Source organism: Fibrella forsythiae, from assembly GCF_017353175.1.
GTDB classification, from domain to species: domain Bacteria; phylum Bacteroidota; class Bacteroidia; order Cytophagales; family Spirosomataceae; genus Fibrella; species Fibrella forsythiae.
Genome location: NZ_JAFMYW010000001.1, coordinates 1 through 20,114 on the forward strand (window position 1 = coordinate 1; position 20,114 = coordinate 20,114).

The 20,114-nt window shown below is 59.5% G+C and carries 21 protein-coding genes; 20 read left to right on the forward strand and 1 reads right to left on the reverse strand.

Annotated features, from left to right (window positions below):
* Positions 1 to 63 precede the first annotated feature (63 nt).
* From J2I46_RS00005 to J2I46_RS00060, 12 genes are all read left to right on the forward strand, one after another.
* Entirely contained in the window at positions 64 to 393 is a 330-nt protein-coding gene (locus J2I46_RS00005) for a hypothetical protein (protein ID WP_207326871.1), read from the forward strand.
* A 1-nt stretch (position 394) separates the two neighbouring features.
* A complete protein-coding gene (locus tag J2I46_RS00010) occupies positions 395 to 1,756 on the forward strand; it encodes a hypothetical protein (protein ID WP_207326872.1) in 1,362 nt (453 codons plus the stop codon).
* Complete coding sequence (locus J2I46_RS00015; RefSeq protein ID WP_207326873.1) at positions 1,753 to 2,658, forward strand: DUF6712 family protein; 906 nt, start codon at positions 1,753 to 1,755, stop codon at positions 2,656 to 2,658. Before J2I46_RS00010 ends, J2I46_RS00015 begins: the two co-directional genes overlap by 4 nt.
* Before the next feature lie 12 nt (positions 2,659 to 2,670).
* Entirely contained in the window at positions 2,671 to 2,841 is a 171-nt protein-coding gene (locus tag J2I46_RS00020) for a hypothetical protein (RefSeq protein WP_207326874.1), read from the forward strand.
* Between the two features lie 4 nt (positions 2,842 to 2,845).
* Positions 2,846 to 3,133 (forward strand): hypothetical protein, encoded by a 288-nt coding sequence (locus J2I46_RS00025; protein ID WP_207326875.1) that lies wholly within the window; start codon positions 2,846 to 2,848, stop codon positions 3,131 to 3,133.
* Complete coding sequence (locus J2I46_RS00030; protein ID WP_207326876.1) at positions 3,078 to 3,578, forward strand: ABC transporter C-terminal domain-containing protein; 501 nt, start codon at positions 3,078 to 3,080, stop codon at positions 3,576 to 3,578. Before J2I46_RS00025 ends, J2I46_RS00030 begins: the two co-directional genes overlap by 56 nt.
* 3 nt (positions 3,579 to 3,581) lie before the next feature.
* Complete coding sequence (locus J2I46_RS00035; protein ID WP_207326877.1) at positions 3,582 to 4,094, forward strand: D-Ala-D-Ala carboxypeptidase family metallohydrolase; 513 nt, start codon at positions 3,582 to 3,584, stop codon at positions 4,092 to 4,094.
* Between the two features lie 36 nt (positions 4,095 to 4,130).
* A complete protein-coding gene (locus J2I46_RS00040) occupies positions 4,131 to 4,463 on the forward strand; it encodes a hypothetical protein (protein ID WP_207326878.1) in 333 nt (110 codons plus the stop codon).
* The gene (locus tag J2I46_RS00045) at positions 4,464 to 5,219 is read left to right on the forward strand and encodes a hypothetical protein (protein ID WP_207326879.1); all 756 of its coding nucleotides are present in this window, start codon (positions 4,464 to 4,466) and stop codon (positions 5,217 to 5,219) included.
* Positions 5,216 to 5,698 (forward strand): hypothetical protein, encoded by a 483-nt coding sequence (locus J2I46_RS00050; protein WP_207326880.1) that lies wholly within the window; start codon positions 5,216 to 5,218, stop codon positions 5,696 to 5,698. The genes J2I46_RS00045 and J2I46_RS00050 overlap by 4 nt, the downstream gene beginning before the upstream one ends.
* A gap of 69 nt (positions 5,699 to 5,767) precedes the next feature.
* The gene (locus J2I46_RS00055; protein ID WP_207326881.1) at positions 5,768 to 7,726 is read left to right on the forward strand and encodes a hypothetical protein; all 1,959 of its coding nucleotides are present in this window, start codon (positions 5,768 to 5,770) and stop codon (positions 7,724 to 7,726) included.
* Between the two features lies 1 nt (position 7,727).
* Positions 7,728 to 8,936, forward strand: a complete 1,209-nt coding sequence (locus J2I46_RS00060; RefSeq protein ID WP_207326882.1) for a fibronectin type III domain-containing protein — start codon at positions 7,728 to 7,730, stop codon at positions 8,934 to 8,936.
* Between the two features lie 26 nt (positions 8,937 to 8,962).
* On the opposite strand, the gene J2I46_RS00065 is transcribed toward J2I46_RS00060, so the two are convergent.
* Positions 8,963 to 9,241, reverse strand: a complete 279-nt coding sequence (locus J2I46_RS00065) for a hypothetical protein (protein WP_207326883.1) — start codon at positions 9,239 to 9,241, stop codon at positions 8,963 to 8,965.
* Between the two features lie 72 nt (positions 9,242 to 9,313).
* On the opposite strand from J2I46_RS00065, the gene J2I46_RS00070 reads away from it, so the two are divergent.
* Genes J2I46_RS00070 through J2I46_RS00105 form a run of 8 tightly spaced genes read left to right on the forward strand, consistent with a single transcriptional unit; the run spans position 9,314 to position 20,109 of the window.
* Positions 9,314 to 10,792, forward strand: a complete 1,479-nt coding sequence (locus J2I46_RS00070; RefSeq protein WP_207326884.1) for a hypothetical protein — start codon at positions 9,314 to 9,316, stop codon at positions 10,790 to 10,792.
* A gap of 1 nt (position 10,793) precedes the next feature.
* Positions 10,794 to 11,432, forward strand: coding sequence for a hypothetical protein (locus J2I46_RS00075; protein ID WP_207326885.1), 639 nt, complete (start codon positions 10,794 to 10,796; stop codon positions 11,430 to 11,432).
* 3 nt (positions 11,433 to 11,435) lie between these two features.
* Positions 11,436 to 13,445 carry a hypothetical protein gene (locus J2I46_RS00080; RefSeq protein ID WP_207326886.1) on the forward strand — a complete coding sequence of 670 codons (2,010 nt, stop codon included), beginning with the start codon at positions 11,436 to 11,438 and terminating at the stop codon, positions 13,443 to 13,445.
* 3 nt (positions 13,446 to 13,448) lie between these two features.
* Positions 13,449 to 15,221: a hypothetical protein gene (locus tag J2I46_RS00085; protein ID WP_207326887.1), complete on the forward strand. Its 1,773-nt coding sequence runs from the start codon at positions 13,449 to 13,451 to the stop codon at positions 15,219 to 15,221.
* Entirely contained in the window at positions 15,221 to 17,035 is a 1,815-nt protein-coding gene (locus J2I46_RS00090; RefSeq protein WP_207326888.1) for a phage head spike fiber domain-containing protein, read from the forward strand. Before J2I46_RS00085 ends, J2I46_RS00090 begins: the two co-directional genes overlap by 1 nt.
* A 4-nt stretch (positions 17,036 to 17,039) precedes the next feature.
* Positions 17,040 to 17,477, forward strand: a complete 438-nt coding sequence (locus J2I46_RS00095; protein WP_207326889.1) for a hypothetical protein — start codon at positions 17,040 to 17,042, stop codon at positions 17,475 to 17,477.
* Positions 17,474 to 19,588, forward strand: coding sequence for a hypothetical protein (locus J2I46_RS00100; RefSeq protein ID WP_207326890.1), 2,115 nt, complete (start codon positions 17,474 to 17,476; stop codon positions 19,586 to 19,588). The genes J2I46_RS00095 and J2I46_RS00100 overlap by 4 nt, the downstream gene beginning before the upstream one ends.
* Positions 19,588 to 20,109 (forward strand): hypothetical protein, encoded by a 522-nt coding sequence (locus tag J2I46_RS00105; protein WP_207326891.1) that lies wholly within the window; start codon positions 19,588 to 19,590, stop codon positions 20,107 to 20,109. Before J2I46_RS00100 ends, J2I46_RS00105 begins: the two co-directional genes overlap by 1 nt.
* Positions 20,110 to 20,114 lie beyond the last annotated feature (5 nt).

Here is a 20,114-nt window from a genome sequence, read left to right on the forward strand (position 1 = left end):
GAGAAAGTATGCAGATTGAGTTCTGACCTGTTTCCAGGGGGGCTTCAGCGCCAATTTTGACCCATGAAATCGCTGCTGACCTGGCAGGAAGCCCTCGACATTATGCGCCGACTCGATGGAAACGGACTCCCTGTTCCCTTCTCGATGACGGCCATCACGGCAAACCAGACCAGGCAGACAGGCGGTGAATCCATCACGTTTGCGAGGGCCATACTGTGCCGACGCGGAGATCAAGACAACGCGGCAACAAGCCCCCAAGCTCCGGCCCGATCTGTCTCAGACGGCCCTCGCAAACCGAACTGGATGTACCGAATCCGGAACCTGGATAGCAACCAGATCCGGCAGGTACACCTCCACCTCATTCTCTACATCAACGAGCACCCCGTGCGCTGATATGGCCGAGCAACCTATTCACCTGGTCGACGCTGGTGCCAGCCAGGTCGCCTACTTACCTTCCGCTGCGGCCGTGGTGTCGGGTCTGCCCCGCATCGGACCAGTGCCGGGTAATAAACCCTCTCAGGTACTGCCTAAAGAAGCCTTACAGGCGGCTCAGGGCGGGGTCATTCCTTGGGGAGAAAGCAACGATCTGCCCCAAAAAATCATCTTACAGGCGTCTAAATCCACTATCATTCCCCGCGCACTCACCGACACAGCTACACTATGGCGGGGCGGTGGTTTGATTGCCTCGGCCGATGAGGAATCCGTCAAAATGGTAGCTGATCGGGAGATCAAGCAGTTTTTAGGCTCGATTTCCATGCAGCGTTACCTGCTGGAGGCCTGTCTGGATATGGCCTGGTGGTGGAATTGCTTCCCCGAATTCATTCTCTCGCGCGATCGCAAAAAGATCGTGCAGCTCCACAACAACGAAACGGCCGACTGCCGCTGGGCAAAGCCGAACAAGAATGGAGAATTGGACACGGTGCTCATCAATGCCGACTGGGCCAATGGTGCCAGCGCCGATGACGAGGCGACCATCCGGATTCCGGCCGTCAATCCCTACCGGTATGATCTGGTGGACTGGATCCGGAGCCAGAAAAACGTCTATAAGTACGTTTACCCGATTTCTTTCCCTTCACCTGGTAAGGCCCACTACCAGCTCGCGGCCTGGGATTCAGCCCGGTCATCGGGTTGGCTCGACGTGCTGGAGGCGATTCCACTCTTCAAAAAGTACGGCCTCCAGAACCAGATGACGCTTCGGTACCATATCGAGGTGCCAAGTGAATACTGGGAAAAGGTGTACGGTGATAAGTGGCGGAACGCGACCGATGAGGGCAAAAAGATCATCCGGGATGAGTTTTTAAAGGGCCTGATGGACAGCCTGACCGACGTTAAGAACGCCCATAAGGCGGTTCTGACCGAGAGCTGGATCGGCTATGGTACCGACACGACGCCACGCGGCATCATCATCAACGTCCTGGATGACAAGATCAAGGACGGCAAGTATAACCTCGACATGGCCGAGGGTACTAGCCATTTGCTCTACGCACTGGGCGTGGATCCGACCCTGTTTGGCTTCTCCTCAGCGGGCGTGAACAGTACGAATGGCGGATCCAATAAACGCGAAGCCTTCTGGATTTTCCTCTCCAAAGCTGGCCCCTACCGGGACCGCATTCTGGAGCCGCTCCGGATTGTCGCCGAGTACAACGGCTGGTATGATCGCTACCCTGATCTCACCTTCAGCTTCAAAGACACGATCCTGACCACCCTCGACACCGGCGCTTCGACGGCTGAGGTGACAACCCCCGCCGCCAAATGAGCCAGCTCATCCAAACCATCGACGAGCTGAAGCAGGCCGTCAACCTCAACCGGGACACGGATATTACGGGCCTTACGCCTCACCTGGAGAGCGCCGAAGCGCTGCTGGCCCGGCAGCTGGGTGGCTTTGGTGTGATCGATGAGGTGCTGGCCATTATGGTGCCAACCATGGCTCAGAAACGTGCTCTGGCGTATATGCGCCGGGCCGTAGGTAATCTGGCGCTCTACAAATCCATCCCGACCCAGAACGTGCAGATCACGGATGCGGGTCTGTTGCGACGCACCGGTGGCCAGCAGGGTGACGCCTTCCAGTGGCAGTACGATGAGGCGCGAAACAGCCTGAAAGCGGACGGATGGGATGCGGTAGAAGATTTACTGCAGACGCTGGAAACAACGCCCGACGACTTCCCGGCTTGGCTCGCCTCACGGCCAGCGCCGCTCTTGGTTCCATCGGCATCGGTGTTTAACCTGTTTTATTTCATTGACAGCCGTCGGCTAACGTACCAGGCCCTGTTGCCATCGATGCGAAAAGCGGAGACCATGCAGATCCGCAAATTTCTGGCTGCTCAGGCTGTTGACGTCGCTGATCTGGATGAGGAGCAGCTGGCGCTGGTGCAATCGGCGCTGGTCTCGGCCACGCTGGGCATTGCCTTGCGCGAGCGCCAAATCGACATCACCGAGTCCGGTGTGCAGGTGCTGGGTACGTCGGAGGCCTCCACGGCGGCTAATTACCGTAAACCGGTAGAGGATCAGAAGCGCATCGATGCGCTGATTCTCTACTACCAGCAACAGGCCCGCGCCACGCTGGATGATCTGATTGCCAGTTTACCCCCTCTTCCAAACGTACCTGCCTCCCCCGTCTCCAGTACTGGCATCGGTGGGGATCGCATTGTTGGCCTCTAAACCCCTCTTTATATGCTCACTTTCCTCTCCCTCGTCGGCATTGTCATTGCGTTGATTGTCGTCGCCGCTTTCATTGAAGGCTTTCTCGAACTAGCTGGCTTCTCTGAAAAAGCCGCTCGTGGTATGCGTAAGCTGCTCTTTTTCGCGGCCTATGCGCTGGCCGTTCACCACTATCTCCAGTAATCCCATGAACGCTAAAACGAAACGCTATTTCTGGACCGTAGCGGCCATTCTAACCACGATCCTGAGCATTTGTATGGCTCAACTGCTGTTTGGCTGCAAATCGCCTAAAACCGGGCCTGCCGGGCCTGTTACGCCGCCAGTCGACTCCACCCACCTTTCTCTCGAGAAAAAGGTGGCCATGGCGAAAGACACGGCTAAAGCGGCCCACCAACGTACCTCCCAAACCAAACAACCCTATGAAAACGCTGCTGCTAACTACACTGCTGTGCGTGACAGCCTGCTTAATCAGTAACGCTGACTCCTTTTCGGTACCGGATCAGCCCACCACCCTGACGGCCATCAGCCGGGCTGATTTCCTGAAATTTGCCCTGGCGGCTGATGCCATGAAGACCGCCGCCGAGACGCGGATGGCTAGTCTGGAGGCCGAGATTGCGGCTCTGAACAACGTCATTGCCGAGGGTGACACCCTGACGCGCTATGAGCAGCAAAAGCTCCAGCAATTGACGCAGGAACTGAGCACCTGTGAGGCCGATCTGAACGAAGCCAGGCGGGTGTTTAACCTCATCCGGGATGGCCTTCCTCGCCGGTACCGGAAGCTGCTGGAGGCGACGCCCAGTTTCATGATGCTCTACGATTGCCTGGGTAATTACGAGGCCGATCTGAAGCGCAGAGGTGGGCGGTTGTTTGTGCTGGGCACGATTGCGGGCGGGGTATTTGGATTTTTCCTTTTCCGATAGGCTATGACGACCGCCGAGATGAGAGCCCAGGGCCTGGGCAAATGGTGCAACTACGCCGAGGCTACGCACTCCACGAAAGGGGAAGCCGCTGGTCTGGATAATACACCCACCCAGGTGCAATGGGAAAACATGCAGATCCTGGTGGACCGGATCTATGCTCCCCTATGCGAACACTACCTGTTCCGCCTGCCGTTTGATTCGTTTTTCCGATCGCCAGCGGTCAACAAGCTGGTCGGTGGCTCCTCGAGTTCAGCCCACGTGCTGGGCCAGGCTATTGACATCGACTGTGATGGGCTGGGCTTCGTGGATAACATTCAGCTGGTGGCCTATATCCGGGCCAATTTCATCTTCGATCAGCTGATTCTGGAGTTTCCGGATAAAAACGGGAAACCTAGCTGGGTGCACGTCAGCTTCAGAGCGAAAGGCGTTAACCGCAAGCAGGTGCTCCGGGCGCGTAAAGCCCTGGTAAAAAAGAATGGCAAACTGGTCGAGACGACCGTTTACGACCCGATTTAACCTTCCTACAACGTACCTAAACCTCCTCTTTTTTTTATGGATATCACCCCATTTTTGCCTGCCATTGCTGAAAAAAGCATTCTGGCGCTGGTGCTGATCTTTGGCATTGTTGCCCTGTGGCGCTCCTTTCAGGCGCAGGCAGCCAAACGCGACGCCGAACGGGCGGAGACCCAGAAAATGATGTTCGACATGCACGAACGTTCATTGGTGGCCCAGAATACGGGTTCGCAGTCTACCTCTCAGCTGGCGGTGGCCATTGACAAATGGCGGGAAACGAGTGCCACCCAGCACGATGCGCTGATGCAGGAAGTCAGGCGCAACGGCAAACAATCCGTCAACGGTAAAGTCCCCAAAACAGCTACGGCCTAGATGCATTCATTCAGCCTTAAACTGCCTGACGGCAAGTTTCGCCACTATACGCTCCCGGATTGCTGGGAAGACCTGACTCCGACCCAATGGAGTCAGGTCGAACGCGTGTTGCACGATAGCATCGAGAACTATCCCTTCGCCCTGTTAATGCTGTGGTCGAGGCTGACCCTGGCGCATATGGATGCCATGCAACCTGATCAGCACCTGGGCCTGCTGGCCCTGCTCGACTGGCTGCAGACGCCGCCTGCCAAGTGGATGCGGCCGCGTTTACGGGTTGGTATACACCGGTTTTTTGGACCGGGTGATGGACTGGAGAAAATGAGTTTCGGAGCCTTTCTCTTTGCCGAGGAAGCCCTAAAACAGATTACAGCTGGCGATCTGACGGCGCTGCCCGATCTGGCCGCAGCCTGCTACGTGCCGCGCACCTGGAACGGCCAGCCCAAATCCTTCTCGATGGATGCCCTGGCCGAACGCGCTACCCTGATGAACCATCACCTGGCTGGCCGCATTGCTCAGGGCATCCACTATAATTACGTGGGGGCCAGGGCTAACCTAGTACGTACCTTCGAGCGGGTGTTCCAGGCCGCTAAAGACGCCACGGGTGATCCTACTAGCTGGCTCGACGTAGGTTTGAGCCTGGCTCGTCAGACCGGCGCACTGGGTACGTACGCCCAGCTGGAGCAGACCAACGTGTACCTGGTGCTGACTACACTTCAGGCCCTGATCGAGGAGGCCGATAAACTCAAAGAGTCATGAACGAGCTAGATATCGATGAGGAGTACGAAGCCTTTGGCCGTACCCTAATCCCTTATGTGCCGGGTGAGGTGCCTGCCCAGTTCTGCTACGTCGAAGAGGTCGGGGACGATAAAGAGGTGATTACCGCCCTGCGTAATGCCCTGACGACGGTTCCGATGCTGGTCTGGGAGGCGCTGGATGAGCAGCTTGAAAACGGCCGACGCGATAACTACACCAGCCTGATGACCGGAGGCCTGGCCGTGCTCTACAAAACCGACGATTCGATCAGTGGCCGACGTCAAGCCCGCCGACTGGCCCGAGCGGCCGTACTAGCCTTACTGGAGGCCATTCGGGAGGTAAGTGATCGATACGAGCTGCCCTTCAGCGCGGTCCTTGAAAACGATCGGTTACCCCTCAACAGAACGCCGCAGGTCGGCTCCGGCTGGTACGGTATGGCCGTCGCCTTTAACTGGCGCATGCCCCTGGGCAGCCGGTTCTAACTCAGTTCTGACCTGGACTGATAGAGTTCTGACCTGTTTTCCCACCGATGGCGAGGCCTATTTCGCCCTATGGCCATTGTCATTCATGAACAACCCGCGAGCCGGGCACTGCTGGGAAGCGGGCAGACCCAGTTTACTTTCTACGGCGACGAGCGCATGCTCGCCAGCGGGGTGGCGGCCGTCAACCGGGTCAGTCTCGTTCAGATGGCCGAGGGCGACCAGGCCAAACTGACCTGGAACGGCAATGAGCTGACGCTGATCGCCAAAAATGCCCCCTCCGGCCCCCACGAGATTCCCACAGGTAGCGCCAATGTCAACAACACGGCCTACCTGGATCAGCTCCTTCCTTACCTGCGCGATCTGTATCTGATCCGGCAGGATTTCACCGTAGAAATCGAAACGACCGCGTTTTTGGGCTTTTGGCTGACGGCCAAAGCGCCAGGTCCGGCCTACAATTTCACGGAGAAAGTGGTGTTCCTTAAGCAGAGCATCAACAACCTGTCACCCGGCCGATCGGCCACCATCCGGCCCCGCTACGGCGTGCACGTGACCCTTCGCGTGCAGCGGCCGGGCACCACGGGACTGGATATGGATGCCCACTACGAATCGGTGTTTGTTTCCCCCATCGAAACCAATGAGGACGGCTTTGCCTCTCTCGACGTAGCGCCCCTGCTGGAGGGCTACCTGACGAGTTCGTACCCCGACATCACCCCGCGCCTGGATGAGACGGCCCACCGGCAGTACTACATCGAATACGCCGAGGCCTACGGTGACCCCATCCAGGTGGGGAGGGTAAGCAGGAGCGCCACCTTTCACATCTACCGGGGTGGGGCTAGTATTGCCCGGCAGGCCAAGGCTGGTTATAGTCTGGAGGGCTTTGTACGCCAGCCTGGTCGCAAGGATTACGCCCTGCGCCTGGGTTCCCTTCGGCGCTACATCGCCCCCGATTCGATTCAGTTTTTAACGTTTCTCAACGTGGGGGGCACCGTAGCCTCGGTGGCCCTACAGGTGACCGCGGGTTTCGACAAAGGCCTCTCCCAGACCCGCACCGACCTGGTCACGCCAATGGCCTGGCCCGCTTCCGGTTTGCTCACCTACGCAGTGGGACCGGATCAATTGGGCCTGCCCGCTTTGATGACAAGCGTTACCCTGGGTCAGTATACCGTCAGCCTGGTCAACGCCATCACGGGTGAGCTGCTCTCTGACGCCTATAGCTTCGTGCTCGACTACGCGGTCAGGCCCTATCCCCGCCAGTTTGCGTATGTAAATAGTCTCGGTGCGCTCGACGTGATCACCACCTGGGGCAAAGGTTCGACCGAGTACGAGCTGGCCAGCCAACAGGCCCAGCGCTCGCTTAGCCTGCCGTTTGCGGCCGATGAAGGCACCGGCGAGGTCTACGAGCAGACCTACCAGGAGAAACTATCAGTGGCCACGGGGTTCCGGCCCCTGCCGGAGCTGAAGGCCTGGCGTGATTTCTACCGATCGACCCAGAAATGGTGGCTCAAACGGCCCCTGAACCGACTGGCACCCGACGCCCGGATTCCCGTCACCCTGCTCACTACATCCATCCGGGAAACCAAAGACGGCGAGAACCTGGTAGCGCACACTTTTGAGGTCGCTCACCTGCGTAAAGAGCACTATTACAGCCCCGAAGACGATGTGCTGGATGATCCCCTGCCACCCAAAGGCTTCGCGCCGGTGGGCACCGTGGTTGTTACCCAGACCACGGTGGTGCAGGCCCGTGATCAGACCATTCCGGATGCCCTGCGTGGGCTCTCCGGGGAGAAGATCGAGGCCATTCTAAAAGTGGTCACCTGGGGCAATCCGGACACGAAAGGATTTCTCAAACAGGGCATTACGGATCAGCTCTACCGCGCGGCCGAGGATCCGGTACCGGTCAGCCAGGTGGCGGGCCTGGCCGAAACGGTCTACACCCGCGCGGAGGCTGATCAGCAGGCCCGCCAGCAGTCTATCCAGCTCATTCAGACCCAGCGCATTCGCGCCAGGGCTATTCCAATGCCTTCCTAACATGAATCAAGCCTTAACCATTGACGAGCCGCTCGGGCCGGGCTGGCGCTTTTCCCTGGACGCGACGGCCCCCACGTCCGCTTACCAGGAAAGTCGCACCTTCACCCAGGATGCCAGTGGGCAACCCTTTGTCGACGGCAAAGACTACCTGCTCTACGCCTACCATGAGCCCACGGGAGAACACTTGACCGATTCGGCCACCTTCTGGACAGGCCCCACGGATTACGTGCTCAGAAAAGACGCTGACCTGCCCGATCTGGGCCAGATCACCCGGCGCGGGGCCATTACCATTCGCACACTGACGGTGGGCGGGCTACGCAGTAAGAGCTGGCCCCTGGTGAAGCATCCCGTGCGGCTGTTCGCGGAACTGGCCCTCTCGGATGGCGCCAGCGAGTTGGCTCTGCTGAGCCTGGCCGACCTGGCCGAGCTGCTGGCGCCGCTGTTTAACCTAGGGCCGGTCGAGGAGCTACCCGCTTATGTACCCGTGCAAATCTGGCGCTGGGTGATCGATACCAGTACCGATGAGCTCCCGGCCTACGTGCCCGTGCGCATCTGGCGCTTTGTGCCCGACACGGTGCTGACCCGCCCGGCCCCGCCCAGTAACCTGGAGCTGATTGATGACGGAGGTCGCTGGAAGCTCAAATTTACCGATAATTCCGACAACGAGGCCTCCTTCCGGGTAGTCCGCAAAACGGCGGATGGCACCTACCAGCCCTACGTGAGCATTCCGGCCAATACGACCCTGTCGGGGTATCTGCCTGATATCGATGGCGTATCGACCTATACCCTGAAGATTCAGGCCGTCAATGGAGCGGGTGAATCGGGCTACAGCAATGAGGTGGTGCTTCGCCCCCCCACGCCCGTACCAACCGTGCCCACCATCACCAAAATGTACACGGCCATCGTGGCTGGCCCTGCGCCCAAAAATACCCTGGCCGTGCGGCCGGAACTGTCGGTGGCCGACGAGGTCGAGTGGAAATGGGTCAACGCCAGTGGCAGCATCGTCTACGCCGACTGGACGGCCTATGGCATTCCGGCTCCCTGGCAGAACAACGACTACCTGCTCTACTTCGACACCGGCGTTCCGGCTGGCACGATTCAGTACCTCTACTGCCGTCCCAAATCGAATCCCTCCGCCGTCTCGGGACCCTATGCCTGCGTGTTCGGCGGTACGGGTCTCCATACCTGGCAATTAATCAATCCTTCCTAATGACTGATCTAAAAGATTCCATCGTACTAGAGGTTGCCCACCCTAGCACGGGTGAGACCAAGTACATCCTGCTCGATACGAGTTCCTGCGCGGCGGTACTCCCCACCTACAACGGGCTGTCCGACGCCCAGAAACGGGCGGGCCTCTCCAGCAGCTTTCCCCTGGGCCCGGCCGGCTATAAAGCCCAGGTCGATACGACCTGCTCGGTCACCGGCGGGGGCAGCTCCCAGCCCCCCGCTCCGGTGAGCCGACCCCAGGCCATCGGCTCGGCCGCGCTGCTCTATGAGGTCGGTGGCACCACCCACACGGGCTTTCCTTTCTTCGACGCCGTCGATGGGACGAGCGCACCGGCCACCTCGGCCAGCAACGTCTACTTCGTGGACCGCTCGGGTGATACCGAATCCATCAGTGCCGCCCTGGTCCGGGTGCGGGCCGGTGGCCTCACCAAATACCTTCAGTCAGCAGTGAGCAACGTGCGCTCGATTCCAACTACGCCCGCCCCAGCGACGGGCTTTACTGACTTCGAGATGATCTACAACATCATGAACGAAGACGGTCCGGGTTACCCCGATTCATCGGGCAACTACCCCAACGATGTCTATGCCACCCAGGCCTACAGCCGGGGATCGGAGTATAAGAATGCTTACATCCCCGAATGGCCGGGGCGTATGTTCTCCATCCTGATTCCGTGCACCCATTACATGCAAAACCGCACCAGCTGGCGCAGGCAGGTGATGTACCGCAACCAGCAGGCGGCCATCCGGGCCGCTGGAAAGAAGTACTTTCTGCGCTTCCACTTCTCGCGGGAGAACATCGGCAACGGGGATGACATCACCACACCCGCCAACGTAGCCCGCTTCAACAACGGGGATATCGGTGGTAGCGGCTCGGCCCCCCCGCAGCTGCACCTGCTTCGCCAGTATGTGGAAGGAGGCAGCAGTGACACGGAAAACCCCTGGCACTACATGAAGGCGTACGTGCTGAAGCTGGCCAACGATTTCAAGCAAGATGTACTCGACGGGGTTTGCATCGGCCTGACCTACACGCTCACCGGCCGTCAGGAGGATGGTCTGCCCACGGAGATCGGTGATGGCGGAGCCCTGAAGGTAGGCGACTACTCCCCCGGAGCCATCGCTGATTTCAAAGTCCGCATGAACACCAGCTCGAATCCCCCCACGCCGGGTCACTACCTGAGCATGGATGCCTTCCAGGGCGAGGTCGGTAAAAAATGGTACATCTACCGCCAGGAGCAGCATATGTTTTTTAAAGCCTGGGTGAAGGGCCTAATTCGGTCGGTCATTCCGGGTTGCCCAACGGGGGATGATTACGGCATCATTGTCGGGACGGGGGCGGCGAATCCGGGCGTGGCCAACTGGCGGCGCATGAGCGCAGGCTCCCAGCTGGTTAAAGTCAACCCCGACTTCTTCACGGTGCACAACTTCGAGGCGGACCTGATCCGATCCAATGCGCCGGCCGGGGCCATCACCCTGATCGAGGCAGACACCAACTGGGTGGTCGAGAACGCCTACTCGGGTAATCCGTCGGTGCGCCCGACCTCGGATGTAGTTAACGTCATCAACGCCTACCGCCAGCGGGGCATGCACGCCATCTGCTTTGGCCAGGCCAACAACGCCACCTCCTTCGGGGCGGCCAAGACCGTGGCCCAGGCATGCATTGCCCAGGGCATGCAGTCGGCCAAAGTGACGATCGCCACCCCGGATCAGGCGCACACGACCTCCTACACAAGTGATGAGATCCTGACCGGGCCGGGTTCGCTGGCCCAGGGGCGCTGGTTCGACGCCCAGGGAAGCAATGGACCGGTCAACATCACCATCACCGACACCTTCACCTACTAAGATGGCTTCCTTTCCCAATTTATTCGCCGCCGAGGTGCGGCGGCTGCGCAACGACGAGACCGGCGAGATCGTGCTGCTCTTTACGCGCGACGGTGCCCCGATGGATATTTCGGGTATGGCCTTCTCCATTGGCTACTGCCAGGTGGACACCGTCGAGGAGGAAATGCGCTTTACCATCGGCAAGGCCACCGATCCGGTGGTGAGTGGCGCGGAGCTGACCCGGCCCGCGAATACCACTGATCGGCTGGTGCTGGATATCAACCCCGCCAACCGGACCGAGCTGGACCAGGACAGCTACACGGCCTTTGTCTACGAGGTCAAAAACGGCAAGCGTGACCCGATGGCCGTCATCCTGCATAAGTGGCTGGAGAAGGCCGAAGCGTTCGTGGAGGGCCTGCCCAAAGAGCCCGCTGCCCTTCAGCTCAACTTCATCACAGCGGGCGAGAACATCGTGCTGCTGTCGGTCTACGAGGTGCCCACCAGTGGCTCCATCAATATCGTCTACGTCAACGAGGCGGCTGCCCTGGCGGCGTCGCTGGGCGAGCAGCCCTTTCGGCTCATCAAGGCCGGAAACTTCTATTTCATCAAAGAGGCGGACGGACTGATTCCGCTCGTCACCATGCCTAAAATCACTGCCTAACCCATGAAATTCCTCTCGTTATTCTTCACTCTGCTAATCAGCCTGAGTGCATCGGCCCAGATCGACTTTAAAGAAGTGGGGGGGCAGTTGCAGTACTCCGTCCGGGGCGGGGCCTACAAACCCGTTGGCGCCACCGTGGCGGCGACCACCGTCACCAGCGGCACAGCCACCGGCCCGGTGGCCTTCACCAACCTGATCGGCGTACCGGCTTACCTGAGCGCCTTTGCCCTGAACGCCAAGCTGGAGACGGCCCTTTACGCCCTCAACCGGACATCGGATCGCCAGGAGCTCTCCGCGCATCTGGCCGACCTGGGCAATCCGCACGGTACAACCAAGACTCAGATCGGCCTGGGCAACGTACCCAACGTGGATGCCACCAACCCGGCCAACATTGTCCAGGGGCCTTTGTTCCGGTTCATGACCGATGTCGAACGCACTAAGCTGGCAGGCCTACCCAGCACCAGTGTGCCGCTGTCAGCCTCGGCCGTGCGGCAATACTTCAGCTCCACGGGCGATATCGATTATGACCAGCAGAACGGGCAGTTTTATTTGAAAAACGCCCAGCTCAACGTCCTCATCCGCAACTACCTCAACAGTTTGGACGGAGCCGCGCCGGGCAAGATCCTGGCCTACTCAGGGGGTGGTCAGCCGCCGGTCTGGATTGCTCCCCCTACGGCGACCACGGTCACGGGGGGCGCTTCGGGCACGACCAGTCCGGGTGGTACGGTGGTCTCCAGTGATCACATCTTCGCCGACAGCACGGTCAACCGGCCCAACTTCGCCCTGATGGTCGATGTGCCCCTTTCCACCACGGCCCAGATCCAGAGTTTTCTGACCAGCGCCCAGACCAACAAGCGGGGCATCATTGCCCCCGGCAGTTACTCGCTGGTGGGCGGCTCCCAGTTCACCCAGACAGGAAACTGGGACAATGTGGCCCTGACGGCTCCCTCCGGAGCGACGTTTGTGGCTACGGGCACGACCTGCCTGGTGGTGACCGACAACCACACGGCCAAACGGTTCGGCTTCTACGGCATCACCTTCACCAGCACCAACACCGGGAACGGCTACCCGCTGGTGTTCTCCAACGAACTGCCCACCATTCAGGGCTGGGAGATTGCGCGGTGTACGTTCCTGGGCAATAACGTGGGTAATTGGAACGCCTTTAACATCACCGCCTACAGCACCGCAAGCAACGCTGGGGCCACGTCCAGCGATTTCTATCTGCACGACAACCTGTTCCGCAATATTCCCCGCTGCGGGATGGAGATTCTCTCCCAGGGCTACGATGCCGTGCGGCTGACCAACCTGGTCATTACCGCCAACCGCTTTGAGAACCTGGCCGTCAACAGCGGTGAGGGCAACCGGATGGCCACTTCGCTGTCGGGCCTGATCACGGGCATCTATCACGCCCGCAACACCAGTACCAACGCCAAGAACATGGCCTACGAGTTCGTCAACGTCAAGTACGCCAAGGCAGAGTCAAACACAGCGGTGGCCTACCTGGAGCCCTGCGTGGGTTACTCGATCTCCGACGATGGCCGCAACAGTACGGAGCAAATTTATCTGGAGGGCGGCTACTTCAATGTTACGTCACGTCCATTCCAGCTGTACGACTGCAAGGACGTGCACATCAAAGGGGGCCTCTACATCGCCGGGCGCGGTATTGACATGAATACCCGTCTGTCGAGCATCGAGAGCATCACGGCCACCTGTACAAACCTGTTCAACGCCGAGGCCATCGTGCAGTTTGGCGGCACCTCGAACAATAACGTGCTCAAAAGTTCGGTCCTCTCCTCGTGGGGATCAGCTGCCGCTGGCCACGAGCCCTCCTTCGAGACGGTGGTGCTGCGAGCCAATACCTACAACAACCAGGTGACGGGTAACACGCTCAAACAGGGCAAGCGCCCCGGCCTGAGTCCGGCCACCTATTTCACCCCGGGCGATGTGGTCAATCAGGGAACGGGCAGCCCCGCCAACACGGCCTCAGCCAACACCGTTCAACTCGAACCCTAAGCCATGAAGAACTTCCTTCTTTTCGTTCTGTGCCTGCTGAGCGTCGGCCTGCAGGCACAGAACAACCTGCCGCTGGAGCTCTCCAGCTCACCCATCGAGTTCTTCCCCAGCAGCCCGGCCACCCTGACCGGTGCCATCTCCCTGACGGGCACGCCGGTGGCCATCAGCGTGCAGACCTACGTAGATGCGAGTAAGGATCCCCAGGCCCTGCCCGCCATCAACCAGCCGGTACTGGTGGTGCAGAATGGTCAGTTCTTCATCAACTGGAGCGCCAAACAGACGGCAGCGATCATCAAGAGCACACCGAAGGTCTACCTGATCATCCGGGCGGGGGAAACCGCCATCCGGACGGGCTGGGTGAACTTCAGATACGGGGCCAGGCCCTTGCCACCGGGCAGCGTGCAGACCATCAACATCGCTACCCTCTCGCGCGGGGATATCGCCTCGATCCGGGACTCGTTGAAGGCCGATGTGCTTACGCAGGCCGGTATCGCTACCGCCCAGGCGGGTATGGCTACGGCTCAGGCCGGTCTGGCTACGACCCAAGCAGCGGAGGCACTCGCCAGTAAAACGAGCGCCACTGACTCGCAGACCAACGCCGCCGGATCGGCTACCAGCGCGGCCAGTAGTGCCACGCTGGCTCAGGGGTATGCAGCCTCAGCCAGCGCTTCGAAGGTCTCAGCCGGTACGTCGGAAACTAACGCGGCAGGATCAGCCAGCCAGGCTCAGGCTGCCAGAACAGGTGCAGAGACTGCCCGAACGGGAGCTGAAACGGCGCGGGATGGTGCAATCAACGCCGCTACTTCGGCTGGTCAATCGGCCCAACAATCCCAAGATTATTCGACCAGTTCACTGGCTTATTCGACCAGTGCCAATAGTTCGAAGATCAGTGCCGCCAATTCTCAGACCAATGCCGCCGCCAGTGCCACCGCCGCCAATGCCTCGAGGGTTTCGGCTGCCCAGTCTGAGACCAATGCAGCGGCATCAGCAGCCTCAGCACTGGCCTCTAAAAACAGTGCAGGTACGTCGGAAACCAACGCGGCCGGCTCGGCCAGTTCGGCCAATGCGTCGAAAGTGGCAGCCGCCATCTCGGAAACCAACGCAGCCGGATCAGCGGCGCAGGCCCTGGCCTCTAAGACCCAGGCAGGCACGTCCGAAACCAATGCAGGCAGCTCGGCCGCGCAGGCCCTGGCCTCCAAGTACAGCGCTGCTACTTCGGAAACCAACGCAGCTGGTAGTGCCGCCTCGGCCCTGGCCTCCAAGAATAGTGCAGTGACCTCCGAGACGAATGCAGCCGGATCGGCCGCTGCCGCACTGGCCTCGAAGAACTTCGCTGCGAGTTCGGAAACAGCGGCCAACGGCTCGAAAGTGGCGGCGGCCAGTTCAGAAACGAATGCCGCCGCCTCAGCCGCCTCAGCCCTGGCCAGCTATAACAGCACCGTCAGTGCGGTACAAAACTGCTCGATTGCCCTGGGCAACCTCTCAATCAGTGCGACCATCGACATGGGAACATGCCCCAACCTGTATGCCTATGGGACGCTGGTGGGCAATACCACCTTCTCCATTACCAACGTGCAGCCAGGTCGCTCACTCTACTTGGAATTGATTCAGGGAGGGGCTGGCTCCTTCACCGCTACGTTTCCCGCTGGTGTCAGATTCCCCGCTGGAGCAGGCATCGACTGGCACACTGCTCCGGGTAACTGGAACACATTTTCACTGGTGGGCAGGCCTCTACAAAACGGCTATTCAATCTCTGGATTCTATACCAAGCAGTAATGAAAAAGCTTCTCTTTCTCTGGCTGCTCATCACAGCGGCCCCCTTCCTCGCTCCTGAATCATCGCATGTGCAGGTAACTGCCCAGATGACCGTCCGGAGCAACATGAGCCAGTTCACGCCCTCGCTGAATCTGGATTTCATGCAGGGCGTAATGCCTGCTGGTCTGACCTTCACCCGCTCAGGTACAGCTACGCGGGTCAACGAACAGGGTAGAATTGAGACCGTCGCGGCCAATGTGCCACGGTTCGATTATGACCCTAACTCGGTTGTTTACAGCGGACAGAACCTGGCAAGGGGCAGTCAGGCTATTCATAATGCGCAGGCCACGCTTAACAATGGATGGACGGGTGACAATACCGAGGGGTTCTCCTTAAATGCCGAGGTCGCTCCTGATGGCACTACGACAGCTTCTGTCGCCATTCTGGCCAGCAAACGGGCCATTATGGAAATACCTTCCGCCGTTAATCCGGGTAATGGCCTGTTCACTATTAGTGCGTATGCGAAGAATAGCGCGGGTGGTACGATAGTCCTGAATCTAAAAAATGCCGGTAGTGACGTAATAATCACGACCCAGACCTTCACCTTAACGGGTTCATGGCAACGGTTTTCCGTTAATGGAACTACGTCAGGCACGAATCCGGGCGTTCGTCTTGAAATCGCAAACGTACCCCTCAATACCTCCGTATGGGGCGCTCAGATCAATCAGGGTTCTATCCTTCTTCCGTACACGGCCAACCTTAGCAACTCAGTAGGCATAGCAGGTACGCAGACTGCTACAGTTTTGCGGGGTCTATTGATTGAGGAGGGCCGAACGAATGTAACGCTTAATTCGCTGCTGCCCGACCTATGGAATAAAGGCGCAAACGCGGTCAAAACGGCGTCACAGGCTATTGCTCCCGATGGTAGTCTAGTGCCTTCGTATGCCAATACCGTAGGTGCCAATAGTACGGTCACCACGACGGCGGCCTCCGCGCTGGCACTGAATACAACGTACACGCGGAGCGCATACGTTAAATCACTGGCTGGCGACGCCGCCAGACGATGGGTGCTTGAGTCAGCAGTTGGCGACCCCGGCACTGGTACACAGTATGCCGTATCCCGATTCAATCTATCGACAGGTGTAATAACTAATGGTCCTAACGTGGTTTCTGCCAGTCTGGTGAATTGCGGAAATGGCTGGTACAGGTGCATACAAACCTTTACAACTCTTTCGGGTGGCAGTCCGTCCGCAAATCAGCACTACATTGCTGATTACGGCAGTTCTACCGTGGCTGGAACATTCGCCGTTTGGGGCGCTCAGTGTGAATTGGGTACGTTCGCTGCGTCAGTAATTCCCACGACGACCGCCGCCGTGACGAGGGGAGCCGACAACTGCACCATGCCAACACTAGGCTGGTACAATAGCAATGAAGGTACGTTCGTCAGTCGATTCAATGTAGACTATGGTGGTGTTGATTGTCGGCCATTAGCTGTATCTGATGGTACCAACAATAACCGGATGGTGATTCAGCGAAACCCGGCCAATCAACTCGTCACGTTCGGGGTGAGCCAAGGTGTAGGCATCAACTTTTCTAATATCGGAGCCAATGGTCTGGTATCTGGAATAATAACAGGAGCAATCACCTATAGGGTGAATGACTACCGAGCAGCCGTGAATGGCACCTTGCTACCTGTTGCCACCAACACGGCAGCGCCTCCGGTTGGCATCACAACGCTAAGCCTGAATACATCAGGAGGCCGGTTCTGGCACAACAAAATAGCCTACTGGCCTAAGCGTGTGGGCACACCCTACTTCCAAATCGCCTCAAACTAACGCTATGCAAAACGCAGAACAGACCGGAATGCCGGACCACCCTATTACCACCAGCTTCACGCTGGACAATGCCGCCACGCTGCGCCTGCTGTGGCCGATTTTAGGCCAGGCCGTTAAAGATGAACTCGAAGCCGCTGGTATCCTCTCGATCGCCACGGTAGCCGATATCAACGCCGGTCTCGACTGGCGGGTGTGGACCGGCAAAGTAGCCATCCGCTCCTACTGGCGTGCCTACGGGGAGAATATCGCCCCGGCTGCTGACATGGGCCTCTATCAGATCAGCCCTGAATTGGTGCAGGAATTCTCGCTGCTGTTGATGGCGCGGGACCCGAACATCGGAGCAATGGTTGCCCAGGCTAACCTCGGCCGTCCGGTGGTGATCCTGCCACCGATCAACGTACCTGAAGCACCGGTTGACTCTACGCTCGACGCTGAGGAATGATCGACATCCGCAACCAGGCCGGGGATCGGCTGCTGCTCGATGATGACGAGCCCCTGACGCTGGAACAGGCGGCCGGGCTGATGGATACCGACACGCTGCCGGGCGGCTTCTCCTACCCGATCAGTTTCCCGCTGGACGGTTGCCCGCCGAACGCCAAGTTCGTGGGCCAGAGCCACCGGCCGTCTGCCTCCAGCGCGATGGAACTGCCGGTGCGCCTGCTGGTCGACGGGGGACTCTACCGAAATGCCACCCTGAGCTACAAGCTCGATAATGGCCGTGGATCCGGAACGCTGCGTCTTGACTACTCGGCCAGCACCGACGAGCTGGCTGGCAAAAAGCTGGTCGAGGTGCTGAATCAGCCCGTTTACCTGGGCGCAATGAATCCGAATCAGCTGCCCGCCCGGCTGGGCGAGATTGCCCGGATGCCACCGGGCAGCTTTCCCCTGACGTTCTTTCCTCTCCGGAATGAGGCGTTTATGGAAGAGGCCTTTACGGCGGCATCGCTGGTGCCCCCCGTGGCGACTGCCTACGAGCGGGCCACGATGGTCAATGAAGTGGACAGCACCGGCACGTTTCTGACCGATAACCTGGGCACCAGCGCCCCGATCATGGGCCGTCAGCTGGTCCCGTTCTTCTATTTGACCTGGGTCACCGCCCGGCTCATCGAGCAGCTGGGCTACCGCATGGCCGGGGGCTGGGCCGCGCAGGAAGCCAATCAGCGCCTGGTCGTTATCAACATGACCGCCATGCGCTCCAGCGGCCGATCGGGCATTGCCCCAGCTGCCAATGAACTCTCGGAGTACTGGGCCAAACCAGGCCTCCACCTGCCTGATATGACGGTGGCCGAATTTCTGAAAGCGGTGCGGGAACGGTATGGTTTGTTTTTCCGCTGGGACTCGGCGGGCCGGGTCTGTTACGTAGATCGCTTTGCCGATCTGCTGGCCCACCCGGTGGTGGATCTGCGCGGGGCGCTGCAGCTGGAGAAGGCCTCTATTACTGACGCCACGCGCACCGGCTACAGCGTCTCGGAGTACGTGGAGGCAGGGGATGAGCTGCGCCGCAATGCCAGCACCCGGGAGGCCATTACCCTGCCGGTGCAACAGATCGGCGACGGCAAAACACCGGTGAAGCTCCGGGTCGGCACGACCCAGATGATCCGGGAGATCAGGCCAGGCTCGATGGCTACCACCTGGGACGTGCCCATCATCAAAACACCGGGCAACGTGACGGATTCACTGTACGCCAACTCGGAGCGTTATCTGAACGCCGACGGGAGTCGCAAGAACACGCTGGGCCTGCTGATCCTGTCGTATCAGGGTGTTACGGGCCGCGACAGCCTGGGGCGGTTTTATCCCCTGGCCACGGCCTTTCCCCCAGGGGAGAGCGTGACGCTGGCAGGCCGGGCCGGGGGCTGGCTATCGGGCCTTAGGAACGTGTTTTTGTTTCGGTCTCTGGCGAGGACAGTGATTCAGGCCTTATTGCTGCCAGTGGCGCAGGCATCGGGGCTGCTGGCCGGTCAGCGCCTGCACCTGCGCACGCTGAATGGCGAGGAGTACACCGGCCTGCTCGATACGATCCAGACCGAACTACCCGCCCACGCTGGCCAGGTAAGGTCTCGGCTCACCGTGCGGTTACTGCCACCCACCGGCACGCCACCGGCACCAGCCGTGCGGCCCCTGGTGTACGTCGAGCTGGAGCAGATAACCAGGGACCGTCTGGAGGCAAAGGTACCCTATCCGACGGCGCAGTATCCCAAAGGACTGACGGCCGACACCTACCACCGCTGGGCTACCCTGACGGTGCGGGTGTGGGCTGATTCGGGCCGATCGGCACCAGCCACGCTCAGTGATGAGCTGGTGCTGACGCTTCGGGTTCGGGAGACCAATGATCCGGCTGCGCAGGGCACCATTACGCTGGCCGCTGCCAATCCGGAGAGTTCGATGAGTGTCCCCGTTACCCAGGCCGTGCAGGTGATCGATGCCAATTTCGAACAGGCTTTTTCGCTGGTCATCTACGTGGGTACGGCCACCGGTACCACCAGCAGTGCTACCGTCTGGAACCGTAAACGCACCATTCAGCTCGATCCGGGCGAAGGCTATATCCTGCTGTAATGACCTACGAAGAACTCGATCTCAACCAGCGCATCAACCTGAAGGGGGCGATTGCCGACTGGACCCGCTACGCCGTCGAGCACTTTCAGGAGTCGATCGATAGGGTACTGATCACTGATCGGACAAACCGGCGCTCAGGGGTTACCAGCACGCGCCTGAGCCGGGGGTACCGTTTCGGCATGGGTCGCGAAAGTGCTGGCCAACAGCGGACCGGCAACCTGCGCAAACGGTGGTGGCAGAACGTATCGGGGGGCGACAATGCACCACGCGCCGTGATGGAATTTCTGATGTACGGTCGCTACGTGGATATGGGCGTGGGCCGAGGTGCTGACATTGCCGACCACATCACCAACCGCCGTCTGCGCATGGGCTCTCCGGGCCGAACGCCCCGCCGCTGGTACGCCAAAAAGAAAGGCTACGAGCTGCACCGATTACGCGAAATCCTTGCCGAGCGGTACGTCAGTGTGCCCGTCGACCTACTTGAAAATGCCCTCTCCCTTTCCCTACCTATTCCTCTTTAAGCCCC

Excerpts from the sequence above, each read along its gene's own strand:
- J2I46_RS00020 (WP_207326874.1), top strand. The coding sequence starts at position 2,671 with ATGCTCACTTTCCTCTCCCTCGTCGGCATTGTCATTGCGTTGATTGTC.
- J2I46_RS00075 (WP_207326885.1), top strand. The coding sequence starts at position 10,794 with ATGGCTTCCTTTCCCAATTTATTCGCCGCCGAGGTGCGGCGGCTGCGC.
- J2I46_RS00100 (WP_207326890.1), top strand. The coding sequence starts at position 17,474 with ATGATCGACATCCGCAACCAGGCCGGGGATCGGCTGCTGCTCGATGAT.
- J2I46_RS00085 (WP_207326887.1), top strand. The coding sequence starts at position 13,449 with ATGAAGAACTTCCTTCTTTTCGTTCTGTGCCTGCTGAGCGTCGGCCTG.
- J2I46_RS00030 (WP_207326876.1), top strand. The coding sequence starts at position 3,078 with ATGAAAACGCTGCTGCTAACTACACTGCTGTGCGTGACAGCCTGCTTA.
- J2I46_RS00035 (WP_207326877.1), top strand. The coding sequence starts at position 3,582 with ATGACGACCGCCGAGATGAGAGCCCAGGGCCTGGGCAAATGGTGCAAC.
- J2I46_RS00080 (WP_207326886.1), top strand. The coding sequence starts at position 11,436 with ATGAAATTCCTCTCGTTATTCTTCACTCTGCTAATCAGCCTGAGTGCA.
- J2I46_RS00055 (WP_207326881.1), top strand. The coding sequence starts at position 5,768 with ATGGCCATTGTCATTCATGAACAACCCGCGAGCCGGGCACTGCTGGGA.
- J2I46_RS00005 (WP_207326871.1), top strand. The coding sequence starts at position 64 with ATGAAATCGCTGCTGACCTGGCAGGAAGCCCTCGACATTATGCGCCGA.
- J2I46_RS00060 (WP_207326882.1), top strand. The coding sequence starts at position 7,728 with ATGAATCAAGCCTTAACCATTGACGAGCCGCTCGGGCCGGGCTGGCGC.
- J2I46_RS00050 (WP_207326880.1), top strand. The coding sequence starts at position 5,216 with ATGAACGAGCTAGATATCGATGAGGAGTACGAAGCCTTTGGCCGTACC.
- J2I46_RS00025 (WP_207326875.1), top strand. The coding sequence starts at position 2,846 with ATGAACGCTAAAACGAAACGCTATTTCTGGACCGTAGCGGCCATTCTA.
- J2I46_RS00040 (WP_207326878.1), top strand. The coding sequence starts at position 4,131 with ATGGATATCACCCCATTTTTGCCTGCCATTGCTGAAAAAAGCATTCTG.
- J2I46_RS00045 (WP_207326879.1), top strand. The coding sequence starts at position 4,464 with ATGCATTCATTCAGCCTTAAACTGCCTGACGGCAAGTTTCGCCACTAT.
- J2I46_RS00090 (WP_207326888.1), top strand. The coding sequence starts at position 15,221 with ATGAAAAAGCTTCTCTTTCTCTGGCTGCTCATCACAGCGGCCCCCTTC.
- J2I46_RS00015 (WP_207326873.1), top strand. The coding sequence starts at position 1,753 with ATGAGCCAGCTCATCCAAACCATCGACGAGCTGAAGCAGGCCGTCAAC.
- J2I46_RS00095 (WP_207326889.1), top strand. The coding sequence starts at position 17,040 with ATGCAAAACGCAGAACAGACCGGAATGCCGGACCACCCTATTACCACC.
- J2I46_RS00105 (WP_207326891.1), top strand. The coding sequence starts at position 19,588 with ATGACCTACGAAGAACTCGATCTCAACCAGCGCATCAACCTGAAGGGG.
- J2I46_RS00010 (WP_207326872.1), top strand. The coding sequence starts at position 395 with ATGGCCGAGCAACCTATTCACCTGGTCGACGCTGGTGCCAGCCAGGTC.